The sequence below is a fragment of the Micromonospora sp. NPDC000089 genome (genome assembly GCF_042899365.1).
Taxonomy (GTDB): Bacteria; Actinomycetota; Actinomycetes; order Mycobacteriales; family Micromonosporaceae; genus Micromonospora.
In genome coordinates, this window is the sequence record NZ_JBIAZT010000015.1 from 75,455 (window position 1) to 96,243 (window position 20,789).

Annotated in this window: 17 protein-coding genes; 9 read left to right on the top strand and 8 right to left on the bottom strand. The window is 75.8% G+C overall.

The window, feature by feature from the left end; genetic code table 11:
- Positions 1 to 34: 34 nt before the first annotated feature.
- Complete coding sequence (locus ACFY3U_RS23165; RefSeq protein ID WP_387205342.1) at positions 35 to 1,081, top strand: glycosyltransferase family 4 protein; 1,047 nt, start codon at positions 35 to 37, stop codon at positions 1,079 to 1,081.
- A gap of 2 nt (positions 1,082 to 1,083) precedes the next feature.
- Here ACFY3U_RS23165 and ACFY3U_RS23170 read toward each other — a convergent pair whose 3' ends face one another.
- The gene (locus tag ACFY3U_RS23170) at positions 1,084 to 2,457 is read right to left on the bottom strand and encodes a serine/threonine-protein kinase (RefSeq protein WP_387205258.1); all 1,374 of its coding nucleotides are present in this window, start codon (positions 2,455 to 2,457) and stop codon (positions 1,084 to 1,086) included.
- Positions 2,458 to 2,646: 189 nt separating this feature from the next.
- Between ACFY3U_RS23170 and ACFY3U_RS23175 the strand changes: the two genes are divergently transcribed.
- The 7 genes from ACFY3U_RS23175 (at position 2,647) to ACFY3U_RS23205 (ending at position 11,268) form a co-directional block, all read left to right on the top strand.
- Positions 2,647 to 3,477: a patatin-like phospholipase family protein gene (locus tag ACFY3U_RS23175; protein ID WP_387205344.1), complete on the top strand. Its 831-nt coding sequence runs from the start codon at positions 2,647 to 2,649 to the stop codon at positions 3,475 to 3,477.
- Positions 3,477 to 4,535, top strand: a complete 1,059-nt coding sequence (locus ACFY3U_RS23180; RefSeq protein ID WP_387205260.1) for a 1-acyl-sn-glycerol-3-phosphate acyltransferase — start codon at positions 3,477 to 3,479, stop codon at positions 4,533 to 4,535. Before ACFY3U_RS23175 ends, ACFY3U_RS23180 begins: the two co-directional genes overlap by 1 nt.
- Before the next feature lie 10 nt (positions 4,536 to 4,545).
- The gene (cutA, locus tag ACFY3U_RS23185) at positions 4,546 to 4,866 is read left to right on the top strand and encodes a divalent-cation tolerance protein CutA (RefSeq protein WP_387205262.1); all 321 of its coding nucleotides are present in this window, start codon (positions 4,546 to 4,548) and stop codon (positions 4,864 to 4,866) included.
- 47 nt (positions 4,867 to 4,913) lie between these two features.
- Positions 4,914 to 8,558 carry an SCO7613 C-terminal domain-containing membrane protein gene (locus ACFY3U_RS23190; RefSeq protein WP_387205264.1) on the top strand — a complete coding sequence of 1,215 codons (3,645 nt, stop codon included), beginning with the start codon at positions 4,914 to 4,916 and terminating at the stop codon, positions 8,556 to 8,558.
- Positions 8,559 to 8,675: 117 nt separating this feature from the next.
- Complete coding sequence (locus tag ACFY3U_RS23195; protein WP_387205266.1) at positions 8,676 to 9,725, top strand: fatty acid desaturase family protein; 1,050 nt, start codon at positions 8,676 to 8,678, stop codon at positions 9,723 to 9,725.
- A gap of 101 nt (positions 9,726 to 9,826) precedes the next feature.
- On the top strand, positions 9,827 to 10,120 hold the full coding sequence (locus ACFY3U_RS23200; RefSeq protein WP_387205268.1) for a 4a-hydroxytetrahydrobiopterin dehydratase: 294 nt from the start codon (positions 9,827 to 9,829) through the stop codon (positions 10,118 to 10,120).
- Positions 10,117 to 11,268: an FHA domain-containing protein gene (locus ACFY3U_RS23205; protein WP_387205270.1), complete on the top strand. Its 1,152-nt coding sequence runs from the start codon at positions 10,117 to 10,119 to the stop codon at positions 11,266 to 11,268. The genes ACFY3U_RS23200 and ACFY3U_RS23205 overlap by 4 nt, the downstream gene beginning before the upstream one ends.
- A 66-nt stretch (positions 11,269 to 11,334) precedes the next feature.
- On the opposite strand, the gene rocD is transcribed toward ACFY3U_RS23205, so the two are convergent.
- From rocD to ACFY3U_RS23220, 3 genes are all read right to left on the bottom strand, one after another.
- Positions 11,335 to 12,549, bottom strand: a complete 1,215-nt coding sequence (gene rocD / locus ACFY3U_RS23210; protein ID WP_387205272.1) for an ornithine--oxo-acid transaminase — start codon at positions 12,547 to 12,549, stop codon at positions 11,335 to 11,337.
- Positions 12,546 to 13,361 carry a dimethylargininase gene (gene ddaH / locus ACFY3U_RS23215; protein WP_387205346.1) on the bottom strand — a complete coding sequence of 272 codons (816 nt, stop codon included), beginning with the start codon at positions 13,359 to 13,361 and terminating at the stop codon, positions 12,546 to 12,548. The genes rocD and ddaH overlap by 4 nt, the downstream gene beginning before the upstream one ends.
- A gap of 346 nt (positions 13,362 to 13,707) precedes the next feature.
- Positions 13,708 to 14,700 (bottom strand): DUF4190 domain-containing protein, encoded by a 993-nt coding sequence (locus ACFY3U_RS23220; RefSeq protein ID WP_387205274.1) that lies wholly within the window; start codon positions 14,698 to 14,700, stop codon positions 13,708 to 13,710.
- A 135-nt stretch (positions 14,701 to 14,835) separates the two neighbouring features.
- Here ACFY3U_RS23220 and ACFY3U_RS23225 point away from each other — a divergent pair, with 135 nt between their 5' ends.
- Entirely contained in the window at positions 14,836 to 15,645 is an 810-nt protein-coding gene (locus tag ACFY3U_RS23225) for an Fpg/Nei family DNA glycosylase (RefSeq protein ID WP_387205276.1), read from the top strand.
- Positions 15,646 to 15,651: 6 nt separating this feature from the next.
- Here the strand turns inward: ACFY3U_RS23225 and ACFY3U_RS23230 are convergent, their stop codons facing one another.
- From ACFY3U_RS23230 to ACFY3U_RS23245, 4 genes are all read right to left on the bottom strand, one after another.
- Positions 15,652 to 16,521, bottom strand: coding sequence for an aminoglycoside phosphotransferase family protein (locus ACFY3U_RS23230; protein ID WP_387205278.1), 870 nt, complete (start codon positions 16,519 to 16,521; stop codon positions 15,652 to 15,654).
- 162 nt (positions 16,522 to 16,683) lie between these two features.
- Positions 16,684 to 18,105 carry a WGR domain-containing protein gene (locus ACFY3U_RS23235; RefSeq protein ID WP_387205280.1) on the bottom strand — a complete coding sequence of 474 codons (1,422 nt, stop codon included), beginning with the start codon at positions 18,103 to 18,105 and terminating at the stop codon, positions 16,684 to 16,686.
- Between the two features lie 133 nt (positions 18,106 to 18,238).
- Positions 18,239 to 19,183, bottom strand: coding sequence for an endonuclease domain-containing protein (locus tag ACFY3U_RS23240; RefSeq protein WP_387205347.1), 945 nt, complete (start codon positions 19,181 to 19,183; stop codon positions 18,239 to 18,241).
- A gap of 222 nt (positions 19,184 to 19,405) precedes the next feature.
- Positions 19,406 to 20,785, bottom strand: a complete 1,380-nt coding sequence (locus tag ACFY3U_RS23245) for an FAD-dependent oxidoreductase (RefSeq protein WP_387205282.1) — start codon at positions 20,783 to 20,785, stop codon at positions 19,406 to 19,408.
- Between the last annotated feature and the right edge of the window lie 4 nt (positions 20,786 to 20,789).

Sequence of the window (20,789 nt, forward strand, 5' to 3'; positions counted from 1 at the left end):
GGCCCGTCCGCTTGAGCGGTCGCTGCGGATCGCGATGGTGGTGCCACCCTGGCTGTCCGTGCCGCCACCCGGGTACGGGGGCCTGGAACAGCTGGTGCACGGCCTGGTGGACACCCTGGTCGCGCACGGCCACGCGGTCACCCTGTTCGGCGCGGGGCGGCAGCACGGCACGGTCGGTGAGTTCGTCTCCACCGTGCCCGAGCTGCAGTACCACCGGCTCGGCGAGGCGCTGCCCGAACTGGCCCACCTGGCCCGGGTGAATCAGCTGATCTCCGCCGCGGACTTCGACATCGTCCACGACCACACCACGATCGGCCCACTGGTTGCCGGCCGGCGCGCGGTGCCCACCGTGGCCACCGTGCACGGCAACCCGGTCGGCGAGTACGGCACGGTGCTCAGCGAGACGGACACCGGCGTCGGGCTCGTCGCCATCTCGCACGCCCAGCGACGGGCCAATCCCGGGCTGCCCTGGGTGGGCACCGTGCACAACGCGATCGACGGGCGGGACGTGCCGCGCAAGCGGGAACCCGGCCGGGGGCCGGTGCTCTGGCTGGCCCGGTTCAGCCCGGACAAGGGCCCCGACGTGGCGATCCGGGCCTGCCGGGCCGCCGGCCTGTCGCTGGTCCTGGCCGGCAAGTGCAACGAGCTGGCCGAGCGCCGGTACTTCACCGAGGTGGTCGAGCCGCTGCTCGACGAGGACGTCACGGTGGTGCTGAACGCCGACCGGGAGGCCACCCTGCGGATGCTGGTCGACGCCCGCTGCCTGATCATGCCGATCCGCTGGGACGAACCGTTCGGGATGGTGATGGTGGAGGCGATGACCGCCGGTACGCCGGTGGTCGCCCTGCGCCGCGGCTCGGTGCCCGAGCTGGTGGTGGACGGGGTGACCGGGCTGATCGTGGACCGGGAGGACGAGCTGCCGGCGGCGCTGTCCGCGGCGGGCCGGCTCGACCCGGCCGCGAGCGTCGCGCACGCGGCCCGGAACTTCTCGGTCGAGACCATGGCGCGCGGCTACGAGCGGGTCTACCGCCGGTTCGCTCTGGCGGCGGCGCCGACCCGGGAGCCGGTCGCGGCCCGCTGAGCTCAGGTCCGTTCGCCGTCCAGCGCCACGATGGCGGCGTCGAGTCGGCGGGCGTACCCGGGGGTGATGCCGCCCTCGCCGACCCGGCGGTCGACCTTCTGCCGCAGCCGGGCCACCGGAGTGGCCAGGTCGGACCGGCCCTCGGTGGCCTCCCGGGTCAGGTTGCCCAGCACGTTGCGCAGGTCCAGGCCGACGTCGGTGCGGATGTCTCCGGCGCGTACCCCGTCGTCGATCAGCTGGTGCAGCCGGGCCGCGGCGGCGGTCAGACCACCCGCGCCCTGGCCGCCCGTGGTCGGCGGGGCCGGCGCCGGCGTGGCGCCGGCCGGCGGTGGCGGCGTCCACGGCGTCCCGCGTACGGCGGGCCGCTGCTCGGGCGCGGCGGCGGTCGGCCCGGCGGCCGGCGGGGCCGCGCCGTCCGGGACCAGCCGCGGGGTGAGCACCGCCGCGCCGGCGGCCACCGCCACCAGCGCGGCCGCCGGCGACAGCCACCGCCGCCACCGCGAGGCGGCCACCGGGAGGGGCACGGTCGGCGCCGGCGGGTCGCCGGGCAGCAGCTGCTCGCGCAGCGCCGCGGCCACCCGGTGCGCGGTCGGCCGCTCGCGCGGGTCGTGGGCCAGGCAGCGCAGGCAGGTACGGGCCACCGCGGGCGGCAACCCGGCGACCCCGTCCAGCGACGGCGGCGGCTGGTCGCGCAGCGCGTCGGCGAGCTGCTCCCAGGTGTCCGCCGGGTACGGCGGCCGGCCGGTCAGCGTCTCGTGCAGCAGCACGCCCAGCGAGTAGACGTCGGTGGCCGGCTGCGCGGGCGCCCCGTCCAGCCGCTCCGGCGCCACGTACGCGGGGGTGCCGAAGGTGGCCCCGTCCTCGTCGGTGTCGGGCGCGCCGACCTGGGTGGCGATGCCGAAGTCCAGCACCTTGGCGCCGACCGGGGTGAGCATCACGTTGGCCGGGGTGATGTCCCGGTGCACGATGCCGAGCCGGTGCGCGGCCGCCAGCGCGTCGGCCACCTGGGCGGCCAGCCCGACCGCCTCCGGCCAGGGCAGCGGCCCCTCGGTGAGCCGGCGCTCCAGCACCTCGCCGGTGAGCAGCTCCATCACCACGAACGAGGTGATCGTCCCGTCCGGGGCGAGCGTCTCGCCGTAGTCGTGCACCGAGGTGACGTGCGGGTGCACCAGCTGCGCCGCGGACCGGGCCTCCTCGCGGACCAGGTCCCGGAACCGGGCGTCGCCGGCCAGCGAGGGGGCGAGCACCTTCACCGCGACGATCCGGTCCAGCACCTCGTCGCGGGCCCGCCAGATCACCGACATGCCGCCGACGCCGATCCGGTCGACGAGTCGGTACCTGCGGGCCAGCAACCGGCCGGCGTGCAACGCTGCCATCGATGAACGCACCTGCCTGGGACGGGGGTGGTGTCAGGTTGCGGGAACGTGTCCGTCGTGTCAACGGTCGTCCTGTTCTTCACCCTCCGCGCCCACCGGGTCGCCGCCCGCCACCTGCGGGCGGGCGTCCGGCGGCCGGCCGGGACGCTCCACCGGGCGGCCCGGCCGGAACGTGCCAGGATGAACGGCATGGGTGGCGGTCCGGTGGCGTTCGTGCTCGGCGGCGGGGGAGTGCTCGGCGCGGTCGAGGTCGGCATGCTGCGCGCCCTGTTCCGCGCCCGGATCCGCCCCGACCTGGTGTTCGGCACGTCGATCGGCGCGGTCAACGGCGCGCTGGTGGCCGCCGACCCGTCCGAGGCGGTCACCGACCGGCTGGTCCGGCTCTGGGCCTCGCCGGAGGCGAGCGAGGTGTACGGCGACTCCGTCGCCCGCCAGCTGCGCCGGTTCGCCGCCCGCACCCACCTGCACTCGCCGGGGCCGCTGCGCCGGCTGCTGGAGAGCGAGCTGGGGGCGGAGACTACCTTCGCCGACCTCAAGGTGCCGTTCCGCTGCTGCGCGGCGAACATCGAGCGGGCGGCCGAACACTGGTTCCACAGCGGGCCGGTGGTGCCGGCGGTGCTCGCCTCCGCCTCGGTGCCGGGGCTGCTGCCACCGGCCCAGATCGACGGCCAGCACTACGTCGACGGGGGGATCGTCAACTCGATCCCGATCGGTGAGGCCGTCGCGTCGGGCGCGAAGGAGATCTTCGTACTCCAGGTGGGCCGGATCGAGCGAGAGCTGACGCCGCCCCGGCGGCCCTGGGAGATCGCCCAGGTCGCGTTCGAGATCGCCCGGCGGCACCGGTTCGCCCGGGAGATGGCCGCCCTGCCCGACGGGGTGCGGGTGCACGTGCTGCCCACCGGTGGCCTGGAGCCGCGGGACGACAGCCCGTGGGCGTACCGGGACATGGCGGCGGTGGGCCGCCGGATCAGCCGGGCGTACACCGCGTCCCGGCACTACCTCGCGGAGCTCGACCGCTGATGCCGCTGCCGCCCCGCTGGCTCCGCCGGCTGCTGCTCGGGCCCGCCGTGGTGCTGCTCGCGGTAGCCGTGGTGACCACCGTGCCGGTCTGGGTGCTGCTGGCGCTGGCCGCCTCGCCGTTCGTGCCCGGCCGGCTGCGCCCGCTGCGGCTGCTCTGGATCGGCGCGGTCTACCTGGTCTGGGACGCGGCGGCGCTGATCGCGCTCTTCGTGCTCTGGCTGGCCTCAGGCTTCGGCCGGTGGAAGCGGTCGCCGGCCTTCCAGCGCGCACACTACGTGCTGGCCGGCCGGTTCCTCCAGGTGCTCTTCTGGCAGGCCCGCTGGACGCTGCGGCTCAGCATCGACGTGGTCGGCACCGACCCGGACACCGCGCTGCCCGGCCGGCCGGAGCTGGTGCTCTGCCGGCACGCCGGCCCGGGTGACTCGTTCATCCTGATCCACGCCCTGGTCAACTGGTTCCACCGCGAGCCGCGGATCGTGCTCAAGGCCAGCCTGCAGTGGGACCCGGCGATCGACGTGCTGCTCAACCGGCTGCCCAACCGGTTCATCGCCCCCGGCCCGGACGGGCGGGACGCGGTGGTGCGGCAGGTCGGCCACCTCGCCACCGGGCTGGACGACGACGACGCGTTCGTGATCTTCCCGGAGGGCGGCAACTTCACCCCGACCCGTCGGCTGCGGGCGATCGCCCGGCTGCGCTCGCTCGGCCTGGAACGGATGGCGCTGCGCGCCGAGCGGCTGCGGCACGTGCTCGCCCCGCAGCCCGGTGGCCTGCTCGCCGCGCTGGAGGCCGCCCCGGACGCCGGAGTGATCTTCGTGGCGCACACCGGGCTGGACCGGATGCTCACCGTCGCCGACGTCTGGCGGGAACTGCCGATGGACAAGCGCATCGTGATGCGCTTCTGGTCGGTGCCCCCGGAGGAGGTGCCGACCGGCCGCCAGGAGCGTATCGACTGGCTCTTCGACTGGTGGAGCCGGATCGACGCCTGGGTGGCCGAGCACCGGGACGGGGTGGTCGGCGCGGACGCCGAGCCGGGCGCCGGTGCGGCCGGGCGCGCGTAGGGTGCCGGGCGTGGAGCAGATCTGTGTGGTGACGACGGTGGTGGACGCCCGGTCGGTCGCCGACGTGCTGGCCGCCGCCGCGGTCGCCGGTCGGCTGGCCGCCTGCGCTCAGGTCGGCGGGCAGGTGGACAGCACCTACTGGTGGCGGTCCGGGGTGGAGACCAGCACCGAGTGGTCGGTGCAGTTCAAGACCGCGCCGGACCGGGCCGCCGCGCTGGTCGACCAGATCCGTGCCACCCACCCGTACGACGTGCCGGAGATCCTGGTCAGCTCGGTGGTCAGCGGCGACCCGGCGTACGCGGCCTGGGTGCGGGACAACACCCGTACCTAGGTACGCGCACTCTGTGCCGGCGCCCGGCCGCCGGTGACGATGGGCGGGTGGAGATCAGCGCGTATCCCTGCCCCGGTTGTGGGGCGCCCGCCGACCTGAGCCGTGGCTGTTCCGGCTGCGGCCGGCCGCCGTACCCGCCGGCCGCCGAGGTGGTCCGGCTCGACCGGGAGATCGTGGTGCTCGGCCGCGAGGTGGAGCGGGCGCGGGCGGCGTACCAGGACGGGTCGGCCCGGCTGCTCGCGGCGCAGCGGCGGCGGGCGGACCTGGCGACCCGGGTCCGGACGGATTTCCCGGTGCCGCCCGTGCCGGGCCCGACGTCGCCGGCTCGGCCCCCCGTGCCGCTGGCTCCCGTGGGGCCCGCTCGCGTGGGGCCGGGACGACCGGAGGCCTCCACCCGCACCGTGCAGGGGCTGCTGTTCGTCCTCGGTGGACTGCTGCTGGGCACCGCCGCGGTGGTCTTCACCGCGGTCGCCTGGGCCACCGTCGGGGTCGCCGGCCGGGCGCTCATCCTCGCCGCCGTCACCGCCCTGTTCCTGGCCGCGCCGCTGCTCGCGACCCGCCGGGGGCTGCGCGGCACGGCCGAGACGCTCGCGGCGGTGGGCCTGCTGCTGGTGGTCCTCGACGGGTACGCCGCCTGGGCGATCGACCTGTTCGGGGTGGCCGGCTGGCCCGGCAGCCGGTACGCGGCGTTGGTCGCCGGGGCCGGCGGGGCGGTCGCCGTCGGGTACGCCCGGCTGAGCCGGCTGACCGTGCCCTGGTTCGCGGCGCTGCTACTGGCCCAGCCGGTGCTGCCGCTGGCCGTGGCGCACTCCCGGCCGGACGCCACCGGCTGGACGCTGACCCTGCTCGGGCTGGCGCTGGCCGACCTCGGCGTGCTGGCCGCGCTGCGGACCCGATCCGCCGCCGTCCCGGTCGACCCGCGCGTCCCGTCGGCGGTGGCCGCCGGGCAGGCCCTGGCCTGGCTGGGCTTCGGCGCGGCGGTCGTCGGTGCCGCCGGCAACGCCCTGGTGCCGCTGCTGCACGGCCGCGCCGTCGGTCAGCCGCTGCTGGCCGGCGTGCCGCTGCTGGTGGTGGGCCTGGTCCTGCTCGCCGCGGCGTGGGTCGCCGGGGTGGTCGCGCTCCGGCAGGTGGCGGCGGGGCTGCTGGTTCCGGCCCTGGCCGCGGCGGTGCTGCGGCCGGTGGCCGAGCTGCGCGCCGGCTTCCTGCCGCTGGCCGCGGCGCTGGTGGCGGCCGGCCTGGCCGGTGGCGTTCGGGCGCTGCCGGCCCGGTTCCGCCCCGGCCCCCGGATCGGCGCGCTGGTCGTCGTGGGCGGGTCGTTCCAGGTCGCGGCGGTGACCACCGTCCTGCTCGCCGGCGCCGCGGCGGCCCGGTCGCTGCCGCCCTGGCGGGGCGCGGAAGCCGGCCCCGGGCTGTCCTGGGGCTGGCAGCTTCCGCTCGGCGTCGCGCTGGCCGTCGCCGGCCTGGCCCTGCTGCTGCCCCGGGCCGTCCGGCCGGTGACCGTGCCGGCCGGCCTGGCGCTGGCCGTCGCCGCGCTGCCGGCGGTGGCGGCCACCCCGTGGCCGGCGGTGCTCGCCGTCGAGCTGCCGGTGGGCGTGGCGTTGCTGCTCGCCGTCCTGCGGCCGGGGCGGCGCACGCCGACCGTGCTGGCCGGCGCGTCGGCCGGCGCCGCCCTGATCGGGCACGGGCTGCTGGTCGGGCTCGCCGCCCCGGGCGGGACGCTGGCCGCGCTCGGCGCCGTGCTCACGGCCGGTCTCGCCGCGCCGGTGGTGGCCGGGCGCGGCGACCGCCTGCCGCAGCGGATCGCCGGGTTCGCGCTGGCCAGCGCCCTGGTCGCGGCGCCGGCTACGGTGGCCGTCGCGTTGCGCTGGGCGGGCGTCCCCGCCTGGTGGCAGCTGCGGGGCGCGTTCGCCGCCGCCGTGCTGCTGCTCGTCGCGTTGCGCACGCTCCGCCGCGCCCGCCCCGACCTCGACGGGTACGCCTCGACCGCGCTGACCGTGGCGTTGGCCGTGCTCGTCCTGGTGACGCCGCTCGTCCCGACCCGGGAACCGTTCGCGCTCTACGCCGCGTCCGCCGCCCTGCTGCTCGCCGTCGTCGACCGTGGCGCGGTGGCCGGACGGCTGGTGGGTGGCATCTCGGGCGGCCTGGCCGTCCTCGCCGTGGCGCCGACAGTGGTGCGGGCACTGCTGCTGCCGTACGGCGAGCCGGTCGGGCTGTGGTCCGGCGCGCCCCACGGCGTCCCGGAGTCGGCCGGCCCGGCGACCGGGCCGGCGCTGCTGGTGCTGGCCGTGGCCGCCGCCGTCGCGACGCGGGGCGGTCGGCGGGCGTCGGCGCTGGCCGCGCTGCCGTTCGGCGCGGCGGCACTGCCGGTGCTGCTGGTCGCGGTGCGCGCCCCCTGGCCGACCGTCCCGGCGGCGGTGCTGCTCACCGGAATCGCCGCGTTGCTGCTCGCGGCCCTGACCCGAGCGGAGCCGACCGCGCCCGCGCCGGACATGCCCGCGCTGCCGAGGCCGGCCGCGCCGACCACTCCCGCGTCGGACGGGGCCGCGGTCGACGGGCCCGCGCCGGCCGGACCGGTACGGGCCAACGCGGGCCGGGCCGGGTTCCCGGTCGACCTGGTGGCGGTGCCGGTCGGTCTGGTGTGGACCGGCTGCGGCCTGGCCGGGTTGCTGGCGACCCGGGCCGCCACCCTGGCCGGGCTGGCCGTCCTGGTGGTCGCCGCGGCGGTGGCCGGCGTCGCCGGGCGGCGGGCGATGGCCCGGCTGCTCGGCTGGCTGACGGCGGTCGCCGCCGGGACCTGCTTCGCGGTGACCGCGTCGCTGGCGGCCGGGCTGCCGCTGCGCGCCGCCGGCTTCGCGGTGCTCGCGGTCGCGGTGCTGGTGCTGTTTGCGGCGCCGCTGCCCGAGCGCGACCGGTCCGGCCCGATCGCCGAGGCGCCTGCGCCGGCGGGGGACGACCGGCTGGTCACCGCCGCGGTGCCGCGCCGGGCGGTGCGGGAGCGGGCGACGGCGGGCGGGAGCGGGTACGCCGTGCCGGCCCGGGCCGCGCTGGAGGTCGCCGCCCAGGCGGTGGCGGGGTTGGCGCTGCTGCTCACGCTCGGCTCGGCGCGGCACGCGGCGGCGGTCTGCGTGCTCTGGGGCGCCGCCGTGGCGCTGCGGGTGCCGCGTCGGGGCGAGTCCACCGCCGCCCGCTGGTGGCTGGCGGGCATCGCCGGTGGCAGCGAGCTGGCCGGCGCCTGGCTGCTGCTCGCCGCGGGCGAGGTGGCGCTGCTGGAGGCGTACACGCTGCCGGCGGCCGGGCTGGCGCTGGCCGCGGGGCTGGTGGCGCTGCGCACCCGCCCGGGGCTGACCAGCTGGCTGGCGCTCGGGCCGGGCCTCGCCGCCGGGCTGCTGCCCAGCCTGGCGTCGGTGCTGGGCGCGCCGGAGCCGCAGCCCTGGCGACGGCTGCTGCTCGGCGGCGCGGCGCTGGCCGTGGTGCTGGTCGGGGCGGTCCGGCGGTGGCGGGCGCCGGTGCTGCTGGGCGGCGCGACCCTCGCCCTGCTGGCCCTGCACGAGGTGGCCCGCGGCTGGGACCTGCTGCCCCGGTGGATCTACCTGGCCGCCGGCGGAGTCGCGCTGATCGCGCTCGCCGCCACCTACGAGCGGCGGCGCCGCGACCTGACCAGGTTGCGGGCCGCGCTGCACCGGATGGGCTGACGGGTAGGGCTAGCACCACCACGGGTCGGGGTGCGGGCAGGATTACTCAGAGCGACGGCCGCCGGCAGACTCGACAGTGGGTCACCACCCGGGTGTCCCGGCAGGAGAGGGGCTCGGATGGGCAGCGCGACCGTGTTGGAGGAACCGATCCGGCGGGGGAGCGACTACGCCGAGTTGTCGCGGCTGGTCCGGTCGGCGGGGCTGCTGCGCCGGCGCCCCGGCCGGTACGCCGCCCGGATCACGCTGACCGCGGTGCTGTTCCTGGCCGGCTGGGGTGCGGTGGTGGCGGTCGGGAACTCCTGGTGGCAGCCCGCGCTGGCGGTGGTGATGGCGGTGGCGACCACCCAGGTGGCGTTCCTCGGACACGACGCGGGGCACCGGCAGATGTTCCGCCGGCGCGGTCCCAGCGAGGTCGCCGGGCTGCTCGCCGGGAACCTGGCGGTCGGGCTCAGCTACGGCTGGTGGGTGGACAAGCACAACCGGCACCACGCCAACCCGAACCACACCGACGAGGACCCGGACGTCGGCGCGGGCGCCCTGGTCTGGACGTACGAGCAGGCGGCGGCGACCAGCGGGGTCGGCCGCCTGCTGGCCCGCCGGCAGGCCTGGCTGTTCTTCCCGATGCTGCTGCTGGAGGGGCTTAACCTGCACGTGGCGAGCGTCCGGGCGCTGCTCGGCCGGGAGCCGGACGGCCGGTGGCGCACCCCGGTGCGGTACCGCGGCGTGGAGCTGGCGCTGCTCGCCGCGCACGGCCTCGGCTACCTGGCGCTGCTGTTCACCGTGATGTCGCCGGTCAAGGCGCTCGCCTTCGTCGCCGTCCACCAGGGACTGTGGGGCCTCTACATGGGCTGCGCGTTCGCCCCGAACCACAAGGGCATGCCCATGCCCACCGCCGACGACGAGCTGGACTACCTGCGCAAGCAGGTGCTGACCGCGCGCAACGTGGGCGGTGGGCGCTGGGTGGACGTCGCGCTGGGCGGGCTCAACCACCAGATCGAGCACCACCTGTTCCCGAACATGCCCCGGGGCAACCTGCGCCGGGCCCGGCCGATCGTGCGGGCGTACTGCGTGCGGCGGGGGGTGCCGTACGTCGAGACCGGGCTGGTCGAGTCGTACCGGCAGGCGTTGGCGCACCTGCAGGAGGTGGGCCGGCCGCTGCGCGGCTGAGCCGGGGCGGCCACAACGACGGGGCGGACTCCTGACCGTTGACAGCCCCTCGGCCGCCAGCGGCCACGACCTCCATCGCACGCCACCGGTAGGCTCGGTGCATGGCAGACCTGCTCACCGCGGACGCGGTGCGAGAAGAGCTGACCGGGTTGCCCGACTGGTCGGGTGACCCGACCGGCCTCGCCCGTACCGTCCAGCTCGGCAGTTTCCCGGCCGCCATCGCGGTGGTGGACCGGGTGGCGGTGGTGGCCGAGGAGCTCGACCACCATCCCGACATCGACATCCGCTGGCGCACGCTGACCTTCCACCTCGTCACCCACTTCCGCGGCGGGGTCACCCACCGCGACGTCGAGCTGGCCCGCCGGATCGACGAGATCATCCGGAGCGCGGCATGAGATTCGAGATCAGCAAGGTGCTGGACGCCATCGAGGGCCGGGTCTGCACCGACCCGTCGCTGGCCCGGGCCGTGATCGACCTGGCCGAGGTGATCCGTTATCAGGACCTCGACGGCGGCCGGCCGGCCAGCCTGCTGCGGCTCGGCATGGTGATCGACGCGCTCTCCCGCGAGCTGGAGGAGGACAGCGTCCCGGTCTACGCGATCGTGCACCGGGCGCTGCTCTCCGACGCCGACCTCACCTCCAACGAGCGGATGGTGGTGCGCCGCTGGGCCGACGACGGCCTGGTCGAGGTGCTCGACAACCCCGGCGACCGGATGCTGGAGGTGGCCGACCTGCTCGGGCTGCCGGTGCTCAGCCGGGTGCGCTTCGACGCCGCGCGCGGCCGGTTCCCCTGGGTGGTCGAGCAGCCCGGCCGGGTGGTCGCCCCGGTGCCCGGCGCCGGCGGGCCGGTCTTCATCGCCCACGTCGGCGGCGGGCACAGCCCGGTCGAGGGGGAGCCGTCCCCGGTCGGCCGGCAGTTGCTGGCCCGACAGTGGCGCTGCCCCGAGCCGGGCTGCGCGCTGTTCGGCGGTGGCGGGGGCGGCGGCGCCTTCGCCGACCTGGCCCGGGTGGAGCGCGCCCCGGCCGGCCAGCCGCCGCCGGCCCTGCGCAACGGCCAGCCGACCTGCCCCCGGCACGGGGCCCGGCTCGGCGACGCCGGCCCCCGGCCGCGTACGGAGGTGCTGGCGGTACGGATCGGCGGCCTGGTCCGGCGCCGGTTCGTGCTCACCGAGACCGACCCGGTGACGGTCGGCCGGGCCCCCGAGTCCACCGGCGGGATCATGCTCGGCCAGTGGCTCAACGACGAGGCCCGCCGCTGGATCAGCCGCGGTCACGTCCGGTTCGAGCTGCGGGTCGGCGAGGTGATCGTGACCGACGTCAGCACCAACGGCTCCGGCATCCGGCCCAACGGCTCGATGACCGATGCCGACCGGGTCCCGCTCGCGCCGCAGCAGTCGCGGGTGCTGGCCGGCGCCGACATGGTCGAGCTGTACCCCGGGGTGCAGATCGGTCGGGCCGACGCGCTGCCCAGCGACGCCCCGTACACCCCGACCTCGGTGATGGCCGAGGCGCCGACCATGGCGATGCGACTGCCCCGGAACTGACCGGGCACCGTACGACGAAGGGCGCCGGGACCGTCGCGGTCCCGGCGCCCTCTCGCGTACGACAGGTCAGCCGGCCAGTACGGCGGCGAGCTGCGCCACCGCGTGGTCGATCTCGTCTTCGGTGATCACCAGCGGCGGGGCCAGCCGGATGGTGGAGCCGTGGGTGTCCTTGGCCAACACACCGCGCTCCATCAGCCGCTCGCAGGCCTGCCGGCCGCTCATCAGCGCCGGGTCGATGTCCACGCCGGCCCAGAGGCCGCGCACCCGGACGCTCACCACGCCCTTGCCGATCAGCCCCTCCAGGCCGGCGCGCAGCCGCTCGCCCAGCTCGGCGGAGCGGCGCTGGAACTCGCCGGTGGCCAGCAGCCGGACCACCTCGGTGGCGACCGCGCAGGCCAGCGGGTTGCCGCCGAAGGTCGAGCCGTGCTGGCCCGGCTTGAGCACCCCGAGCACGTCCGCGTTCGCGGCGACCGCCGAGACCGGCACGATGCCGCCGCCGAGCGCCTTGCCCAGCAGGTACATGTCCGGCACCACGTTCTCGTGCTCGCAGGCGAAGGTGTGCCCGGTCCGGCCCAGGCCGGACTGGATCTCGTCGGCGATGAACAGCACGTTCTTCTCGGTGCAGACCCGGCGTACGCCCGGCAGGTAGCCCTCCGGCGGCAGCACGACGCCCTGCTCGCCCTGGATCGGCTCCAGCAGCACCGCGACGGTGTTCTCGTCGATCGCCGCCTCCAGCGCCGCCAGGTCGCCGTAGGGGACCACGGTGAACCCGGGGGTGTACGGCCCGAAGTCGGCGCGGGCGTCCTCGTCGGTGGAGAAGCTGACGATGGTGGTCGTCCGGCCGTGGAAGTTGCCCTCGGCCACCACGATGTTCGCCTGGCCGGGGGTGACCCCCTTGACCTGGTAACCCCACTTGCGGGCGACCTTGATGCCGGTCTCGACCGCCTCGGCGCCGGTGTTCATCGGCAGCACGAGGTCCTTGCCGCAGAGCTCCGCCAGCTCCTTGCAGAAGTCGGCGAACTGGTCGTGGATGAACGCCCGGCTGGTCAGGGTGAGCTTGTCCAGCTGCGCGTGCGCCGCCGCGATCAGCCCGGGGTGCCGGTGGCCGAAGTTCAGCGCGGAGTACCCGGCGAGGCAGTCCAGGTAGCGCCGGCCGTCCACGTCGGTGAGCCAGGCGCCCTCGGCGGAGGAGATCACCACCGGCAGCGGGTGGTAGTTGTGCGCGGTGTACTTCTCCGCGTCCCGGACGGCGGACGGGGTCCGCAGCATGTCCTCGATCACTGGCTCGCCTTTCCCTGACGGAGTCGCAACGTGCAGCACTTCGGTCCACCGCCGGCCTTGCGCAGCTCGGACAGGTCGATCCCGATGGTCTCGTAGCCCCGGTCGCGCAGCTTCGCGGCCAGGTCGGTGGCCTGCGCGGGCAGCACCACGGTACGGCCGTCGCTGACCGCGTTCAGACCCAGCACCTCGGCGTCGGCCATGGTGGCGTGGATCGCGTCCGGGAAGAGCCGGCGCAGCACCGCCTGGCTGCCGGGCGAGAACGCCTCCGGCAGGTACGCCACGGTCCGCTCGTCGAGCACGGTGAGCGCGGTGTCCAGGTGGTAGAAGCGCGGGTCCACCAGCTGCATCGTGATCACCGGGTAGCCGAAGACCTCCTGGAGCTGGGCGTGCGAGGCGTGCGCGGTGCGGAACCCGGTGCCGGCGAGCAGGTGGTCGCCGACCAGCAGGACGTCGCCCTCGCCCTCGTTGACGTGCTTCGGGTCGTACAGCTCGAAGCCGGCGGCCTCGAACCAGGCCCGGAACGCGGGGGCCTCGTCGGCGCGCTGCGGGTCGCGGAACTGCACCGCCATCGCCTTGCCGTCGATCACCGTGCCGCCGTTGGCGGCGAAGACCATGTCCGGCAGGCCGGCCACCGGGTCGACCAGCTCCACCTCGTGGCCCAGGTCGAGGTACGTCTGGCGCAGCTGCTCCCACTGCCGGATGGCCAGCTCGGCGTCGACCGGCGCGGTCGGGTCCATCCACGGGTTGATCGCGTAGTCGACGGCGAAGTACGTCGGCCGGCACATCAGGAAGCGCTGGCGGGTCGCGTCCATCGTCATGTCCTGCTCCTGGGGGTCGGGCGCGCCCGGCCACCTCGGCCGACGGGCTGGCGCCGTTGGTCAACCGTATGCGGCACCGGGCGACGACATCCACCGCCGAGGCTTGCGTGTGGCGGCTGATCGTTGCGTCTGACCGGCGCGAAGCGGTGATCCGTTGCGTCGGAGCCGGATGTGTCCGGAAACCGGACAGGGTCGCCGCGCCCGGGTGGGGCACGGCGACCCTGAACGTGCTTCGGGGGGCGGCGAACCGCCGCCCCCCGAAAGAGTGCATGCCCGGCCGGTGAACCACCGGAGGAGATCGGGCGTCGCCGGCGCACCGCCGGCGAGGAGAAATGTGCCCTCAGAAGCGGTCGACAAACTGTGAGTCAAGCCACTCACGGAACCGGCCCACCCAGTCGCCGTCCGTGGTCGGCCAGTCGAACTGCCCGGTGAAGGCGATCACGCCCAGCACCACCGCGGCCAGGCCGACCAGGATGCCGATCAGCGCGTCCTTGGCGCCGGCCACGTGCCGGCGGCGGGTCGCCCGCAGGCCGAGCACGGAGAACACCGCGCCGACCGCGCCCAGCCCGATGCCGTACCCGGCCAGGGTGCCGGTGAGCACGAAGAGCGCCCCCACCACCGACAGGATCAACCCCAGGGTGGCCAGCAGGCTGGCCCGCGGCCGCGGCCCGGCGACCACCGGGGTGGCGTCCGGGTCGGCCCGGCCCGGGTCGACGGTGCGCGGCTCGCCGGTGCGTACCGTGTCGTCGTCGCGCAGGGCGTCGTCGTCCCGGTCGGTGCGGTCGGTGCGCAGCGGCGCGGCGGCCCCGACGGCGCCGGCGCCCCGGGCCCGGTCGTCGTCCGTGCGGTCGGTGCCGGCGGGGGTGGTGACCGGCCGCAGGGATCCGGTCCGGTCGGTGTCGGCCTCGGCGGGGGTGGGGACCGCCCGGAGGGATCCGGTCCGGTCGGTGTCGGTGACCGGGGTGCGCGGCTCGTCGTCCATCGGGGCCACCCGGCCCGTCGGTCCGGTGGTGGCGCCGGTCGCGGAGCGGGCGGTGGCGGCGCGGGCCACCGCGGCCCGGCGCTCCGCCTCGGCGTTGCGCTCGCCGCCGATGCTCACCGCGTTGCTGCGGTAGGTGGCCTGGTCGCCGTCCCGCTCGGTGACCACCGGCCGGGCGTCCGGCCCAGCGGTGTCACCGGCGTACGCGGCCTGCTCGGTGCCGGCCTCGGTCCCGTCGATCCGACCGTCCCCGTCCACGTCCTGCGGATCGCGCGGGTCCGGGGTGACGCTGTCGTCTCGCGGGTCGTTCGGCGGGGGCTCCCGACGCCGACGCGACAGAGAAGGAATGTTCACCGTGACACCTCCTGGGCTGGGCGTGGAGGCGCGAACGGGGGTCGGTCGGCTGCCACGCGGGCTGACCACCATGAGGTACCCCGTCCGTCGATTCACCACACTCGGTGACCGTCCCCGCCGGGCTACCGTTGACCGGTGCCAGAGGGACACACCATCCACCGCCTCGCCGCCCGCCACGCCGCGCTCTTCGCCGGCGACAAGGTGACCGCCAGCAGCCCGCAGGGCCGCTTCGCCGAGGGCGCCGCCCGGCTGTCCGGCACCGTCCTGGACACCACCGAGGCGTACGGCAAGCACCTGCTGCACCACTACGCCGACGAGCTGACCCTGCACGTCCACCTCGGGCTCTACGGGAAGTTCACCGACGGCGCGGGGGAGCCGCCGGCGCCGGTCGGCCAGCTTCGGCTCCGGCTGGCCAGCGACCGGCACTGGCTGGACCTGCGCGGCCCCACCGCCTGCGAGCTGCTCACCCCGCCCGAGGTGGCGGCGCTGCGCGGCCGGCTCGGCCCGGACCCGCTGCGCGCGGACGCCGATCCCGAGCGGGCGTACGCCCGGATCGGGCGCAGCCCGACGCCGCTCGCGGCGCTGCTGCTCGACCAGTCGGTGGTGGCCGGCACCGGCCTGATCTTCGTGACCGAGGCGTTGTTCCGCGCCGGACTGTCACCCACGCTGCCCGGGCGCGACCTGGGCCGGGCCGGCTGGGACGCGCTCTGGGCCGACCTGGTCGAGCTGATGACGGTGGCTGTCGGCCGCGGCCGGATCGACACCGTGCGCGACCCCCACCTGCCGGAGGCGACCGGCCGCCCGGCCCGGGTCGACCGGCACGGCGGTGAGGTGTACGTCTACCGCCGGCCCGGCGCGCCCTGCCACGTCTGCGCCACCCCGGTCAGCCGGGGGACGCTCGCCGGCCGCAACCTCTACTGGTGCCCCACCTGCCAGTCCGGCTGACCGGCCTCAGGCCGCGTCGAGCAGCCAGCGGACCACCTCGACGTGGGTGGGGAAGACGTGCTCCCCACCGATGCTCCAGGCCACGGTGTGCGCGATCGTCCAGCCCCGGACCCGTTCCCGGTCCAGGCCCAGCTCCGCGCTGAGCCGGTCGAGCCGGTACCGGACCGCCCGCGCCGAGTGCCCCAGCTCCGGCCCGCGCACCAGCGGCACCGCCGCGAACTCGCGCTCACCGACCAGCGGTTTCGGGTCGATCACCAACCACGGCTCCCGGGACGACCGGAGCACGTTCCCGGCGTGCAGGTCCTGGTTGACCAGCACCTGCTCGCCCTGGCTGGGCACCAGGTCGGCCAGCATCCCGAGGGCGGCGTCCACCAAACGCCGCTCGTACGGCCGGTCGGCGTCCTCCCACTTTGTCGGGATCCGCTCGGCCCAGCCGGTCGCCTCCTCGGCGAGCGGGCTGAACGGGGGGCCGGCCGGCACCCAGAGTCGGGGCAGCAGGGCGACGGCCGCGTCCAGCGCCGCCTCGGGTGGCAGGTGGTGCAGCGGGGTGCCGGGCACGCACCGCTCGACCAGCAGCGCCCGGCGATGCGGATCGTGGGCCAGCAGGCGGACCGCGCCCCGGCCCGCCCAGTGCGCCAGCGCGGTCGCCTCGTGCACGCTGTCCTCGTCGGGGTACTGGAGCTTCAGCACCACCGGCGTGCCGTCGGGCAGCTCGGCCGGCACCGCCAGCGACGCGAACGCGTCCGGATAGGGCGCTCCGACGCCGCGCAGCTCCCACCGGGCGACGCACTCCGCCAGCCGGCCCGGCAGGACCGCCCGCCAGGCCGGGCCGGCCGGGGTCCGCTCGGTCCAGGCCAGGTGCGCGGGAATCTCCATCCGCCCATCCTTCCGTCAGCCCCGGAGGCGTGCCCCCCGGGGGTTTCCGGATCGGCGCCGCTGCCGCTCGCCGGCCCACCGTCGCGTGCCCGGCGGCCCGTCGCGTGCCCGGCGGCCCGCCGCCCCCTGCCTGCCCGCCGGCTCGCTGGTCGCCCGCCGGGCTCAGCGCAGCCGGCGGATGTCGCCGTACGCCCGATAGAAGCCGCCCCGGCCCGCCTCGCGCACGTCGGTGACCAGGTAGCGGGCGCCGGGCTCGCGAATGCCCTTGGGGAACTGCACCGACCAGTCCCGCCGGTAGCCGGCGGAGAGCACGTGGATGCGCAGCCGGCCGCCGTCGTCCACGCACTGCACCACCACGCCGTCGGAGTCGTCCGTGGTGACCTCGACGCTCGTCCAGGCCGCCGGCTCGGGCAGCCGGGCCGGCGCCTTCACGTCGACCACCTCGGGCACGCTGCCGGCCTCCGCCGCCCGGATCGCCGGCTCGCTGGCGTCGACGCAGGCCAGGTGACCGCTGGTGGTGACCAGGTAGAGCCGCTCGTCGTGGTACTGCATGGAGTACGCCGAACCACAGCCGGTGCCGAGCTTCCACAGCCGGTTGCCGGCCGCGTCGAAGCAGTAGATCGAGGACTGGCTGTCGCCGGCGAAGACGTACCGGCCGCCGTCGGCGGTGGCGCAGGAGAAGACCGGGGCGTCGCAGTGGAAGCGCCGCTCGGTGCGCCCGTCCTTGTGCAGCCGCACCACCTGCCGGGTGCCGGTGCCGGCGAACACGGCGTCCCGCTCCTGCCAACCGAACAGCACCGACCCGGTGGGGGTGTGCCACCGTTCCCGGCCGGTCCGCCAGTCGTAGCCGGTGACCCCCTGGGAGTGGCCGTGGTAGAGCGCGTCGGAGTCGACCCGGACCATCCAGGCGGCCCGGCCGCGCCCCGCCCGCCGCCAGAGGAACTCGTCCTCGTGGTCGATCGCGGCGATCCCGCCGCCGGCGTCGGAGACGCCCAGCACGCCGTCGTGGATGTCCAGCCAGTAGATGTCAATCTCCGGAGCGATCGCGTACGCCGCTCGGGGCACCTTGCCGGACAGGTCGTAGACGTTGCCGTCGTCGCAGCCGGCGTAGATCCAGGCGTCGTCGGCCACGATGCACTTCACCCCGTCGGGCAGCCGGACCTGGTTGAGCACCCGGGCGTCGTGGCCCAGGGTGGTGATCACCCCGTGCTCGTTGCCGACCATGCAGCTCTGCCCGTCGACGAAGATGCCGAACGCGGGCGCGCCGGAGTCGTACCGCCAGAGGACCGGAGCGGTGCGGGCGGTCGAGCGGGTGCTGACGATCTGCCGCCGGGACACCGTCCGCTTCTGGCGGACGCCGGGCACGGCCGGAGCGTACCCCTTGCGGATCTTCTCGCCGATCTTCTTCGCGGCGGCGGCGCGGGCGCGCGCGTTGTCCGGGTAGCTGGCGGTCTTGACCTGGCCCTGGTCGCCGATCCGGCCGTAGCGCACGGTGAGCGCGGTGTCCGCCACCACGACCTCGTAGAACTTGTGCGCCGAACCATCCACTTCGGACAGTTCGAGGTAGGTCGTCTCCTGCGACATGGGTGCCTCCGAGGGGATCGGCGCCGGAACCGGCACTGCGACTATGTGATCACGCTAACCGTGACCCCCGACAGAATCCGGGGCGGTGGGTGGACCGCGATCGGTTGCGGTGGACGGGTACCGCGGCGCGCCGTCAGCCCTGCCAGCCGGCGGCCGTCAGGGCGGCGCGGAGCTGTTCCACCACCTCGGCCGGGCGTCGCCGGACGTCGAAGGCGGTGAACCGGAGGATCCGGTCGCCGGAGATCCAGATCCGGTTCTGCCGGCGCAGGTCCGCCGCCCACTGCCGGACGTCCATGTGGTGCGCTCCGTCCACCTCGACGTGCAGCCCCCACTCCTTCCAGTACGCGTCGAGATAGCGCACCCGGCCGTCCGCGTCCCGCCGCCGCTCCTGCAGTTCGGGGGTGGGCAGGCGGTGTCGACGGCAGAGCCGGACCAGGTCGATCTCGGAGAGCGCCTCCGCCCCGCCGGCGATGTCCCGCAGGGTCTGCCCGATCAGCTGTCGGCGGCGCACCCGGGGGAGCCGATCCAGCACCTCGACGACCTCCGCCGGGGTGACCCACCGTTGCTGACAGCCCGCCGCGAGGATCTCCTGTGCCTGGTCGTCGCTGCGGGCCCACTGCGCGGCGTCCACCAGGGAGCGGGCCATGGTGGTCCGTCCCGGGCGGCCGAGCTGGCGGTCCACCTCGGAAAGGTGGTGGCTGCGCCGGACCCGTACCGCCGGCATGCCCAGCGGCAGCCGGCGCAGCAGCTCGGCGGCGCGCCGTTCGTGCGGCACCAGCACGTCGAGCGGATCGTCACGCCGCCCGGCGCGCAGACCGCCCGCCTGCGCGGCGGCCAAGCCGGCCAGCAGCGCGCCCGGCCCGGCGGCCAGCACGGCGACCCAGCACTGCTGCTCCCGGTCGTACGGACCGTCGGGGCCCGCCCGCAGCACGCCGCGAGACACCCGGTGCCAGCGCCCGCTCGCGACCAGGTGCCGGACCTGACCCGGGGTCAGCTCTTCGGTCGCCTGCGTCCAGCTCAGCACCCCCGACTGGGTGAACAGCAACCAGTCCAGTCCCGTCGCGTCGTCTCCCGGCATCCGCACCGCGCCATCCCACCGCACAACGGGTGCACTTGTTGTCCCCCGAGCGACAACAGATGCACCCGTTGTTGTAGAACCGCCACCGTGCCACCAGGTCGGGCCGCGGCGGCGGCGCCGCCACGCCACATGGCCGCGCCGAGAAGGCTGCGGTGGCGCCGAGAAGGCTGCGGTGGTGGCGAGGAAGCCGCGCAGGCGGCGAGAGCGGCGCGTACGGCGGGGTCAGCGGCCGGCGTTTGCGAGGGCGTCGACGGCCTTGCGGGCGGCGATCAGCACCGGATCCCAGACCGGCGCGTACGGCGGGGCGTAACCCAGGTCGAGCGCGGCCATCTCATCCACGGTCATCTCGTTCCACAGCGCCACGGCCAGCGCGTCGATCCGCTTGGCCGCCTCGGAACGGCCCACGATCTGCGCCCCGAGCAGCCGCCCGGTCGGCCGCTCGGCGATCAGCTTGATGGTCATCGACTTCGCGCCCGGGTAGTAGCCGGCCCGGTTGGTCGACTCGGTGAGCACCGAGACGAAGTCGAAGCCGGCGGCCGCCGCGTCCCGCTCCCGCAGGCCGGTCCGCCCCACCTCCAGGTCACAGACCTTGGTCACCGCGGTGCCGATCACGCCGGGGAAGCTGGCGTACCCGCCGCCGATGTTGATCCCGGCGACCCGGCCCTGCTTGTTGGCGTGCGTGCCGAGCGGCACGTGCACCGGCATCCCGCTGACCCGGTGCAGGCTCTCCACGCAGTCGCCGGCCGCCCACACGTCCGGCACCCCGGGCACCCGCATCCGGCGGTCCACCCGGATCGCCCCGCTCGGGCCGAGCGGCAGGCCGGCGGCCTCGGCGAGCGCGACGTTGGGGCGTACGCCCAGGCCCAGGACCACGACGTCGGCCGGCACCGGGCCGTCGGCGGTGACCACCGCGGACACCCGGCCGTCCCGGTCCAGTACGCCGGTCACCTCGGTGCCGGAGCGCAGCCGGATGCCCAGCCCGCGCATCGCCTCGGCGACCAGCGCGCCCATGTCCTCGTCCACGGTCGACATCGGCTGGTCGGCCTGCTCGATCAGGGTGACGTCCAAGCCGCGCTCGATCAGCGCCTCGGCCATCTCCACCCCGACGTACCCGCCGCCGACCACCACCGCGGTCCGGGGCGCCGGGTCGCCGTCGAGGTAGCCGCGCAGCGCCGCGCCGTCGTCCAGGGTCTGGATGCCGAAGATGCCCTCGACATCGCCGGTCGCCCACTCCGGCTGCCGGGGCACCGAGCCGGTCGCGTACACCAGGGTGTCGAACCGCTCGCGGACCTCGGCCCCGCCGTCGACCTCGCGGGCGACCACCTCGCGGCGGGCCAGGTCGATGGCGGTGACCTCGGTGCGCAGCCGCACGTCGATGGCGTGGTCGGTGCGGAACGCCTCGGGCGTGCGGGCGATCAGCGTGTCCCGCTCGGGGACCACCCCGCTGATCCAGTACGGGATGCCGCACGCCGAGTACGACGTGAAGTGCCCCCGCTCGAAGGCGACGATCTCCAGGTCGTCCGTGCCGCGCCGGCGACGGGCCTGGGAGGCCGCCGCCATGCCGGCGGCGTCCCCGCCGATGACGATCAGCCGTTGCGTCACGCCG

Excerpts from the sequence above, each read along its gene's own strand:
- ACFY3U_RS23165 (WP_387205342.1), top strand. The coding sequence starts at position 35 with ATGGTGGTGCCACCCTGGCTGTCCGTGCCGCCACCCGGGTACGGGGGC.
- ACFY3U_RS23170 (WP_387205258.1), bottom strand. The coding sequence starts at position 2,457 with ATGGCAGCGTTGCACGCCGGCCGGTTGCTGGCCCGCAGGTACCGACTC.
- ACFY3U_RS23175 (WP_387205344.1), top strand. The coding sequence starts at position 2,647 with ATGGGTGGCGGTCCGGTGGCGTTCGTGCTCGGCGGCGGGGGAGTGCTC.
- ACFY3U_RS23180 (WP_387205260.1), top strand. The coding sequence starts at position 3,477 with ATGCCGCTGCCGCCCCGCTGGCTCCGCCGGCTGCTGCTCGGGCCCGCC.
- ACFY3U_RS23195 (WP_387205266.1), top strand. The coding sequence starts at position 8,676 with ATGGGCAGCGCGACCGTGTTGGAGGAACCGATCCGGCGGGGGAGCGAC.
- ACFY3U_RS23200 (WP_387205268.1), top strand. The coding sequence starts at position 9,827 with ATGGCAGACCTGCTCACCGCGGACGCGGTGCGAGAAGAGCTGACCGGG.
- ACFY3U_RS23205 (WP_387205270.1), top strand. The coding sequence starts at position 10,117 with ATGAGATTCGAGATCAGCAAGGTGCTGGACGCCATCGAGGGCCGGGTC.
- ddaH (WP_387205346.1), bottom strand. The coding sequence starts at position 13,361 with ATGGACGCGACCCGCCAGCGCTTCCTGATGTGCCGGCCGACGTACTTC.
- ACFY3U_RS23230 (WP_387205278.1), bottom strand. The coding sequence starts at position 16,521 with ATGGAGATTCCCGCGCACCTGGCCTGGACCGAGCGGACCCCGGCCGGC.
- ACFY3U_RS23235 (WP_387205280.1), bottom strand. The coding sequence starts at position 18,105 with ATGTCGCAGGAGACGACCTACCTCGAACTGTCCGAAGTGGATGGTTCG.
- ACFY3U_RS23240 (WP_387205347.1), bottom strand. The coding sequence starts at position 19,183 with ATGCCGGGAGACGACGCGACGGGACTGGACTGGTTGCTGTTCACCCAG.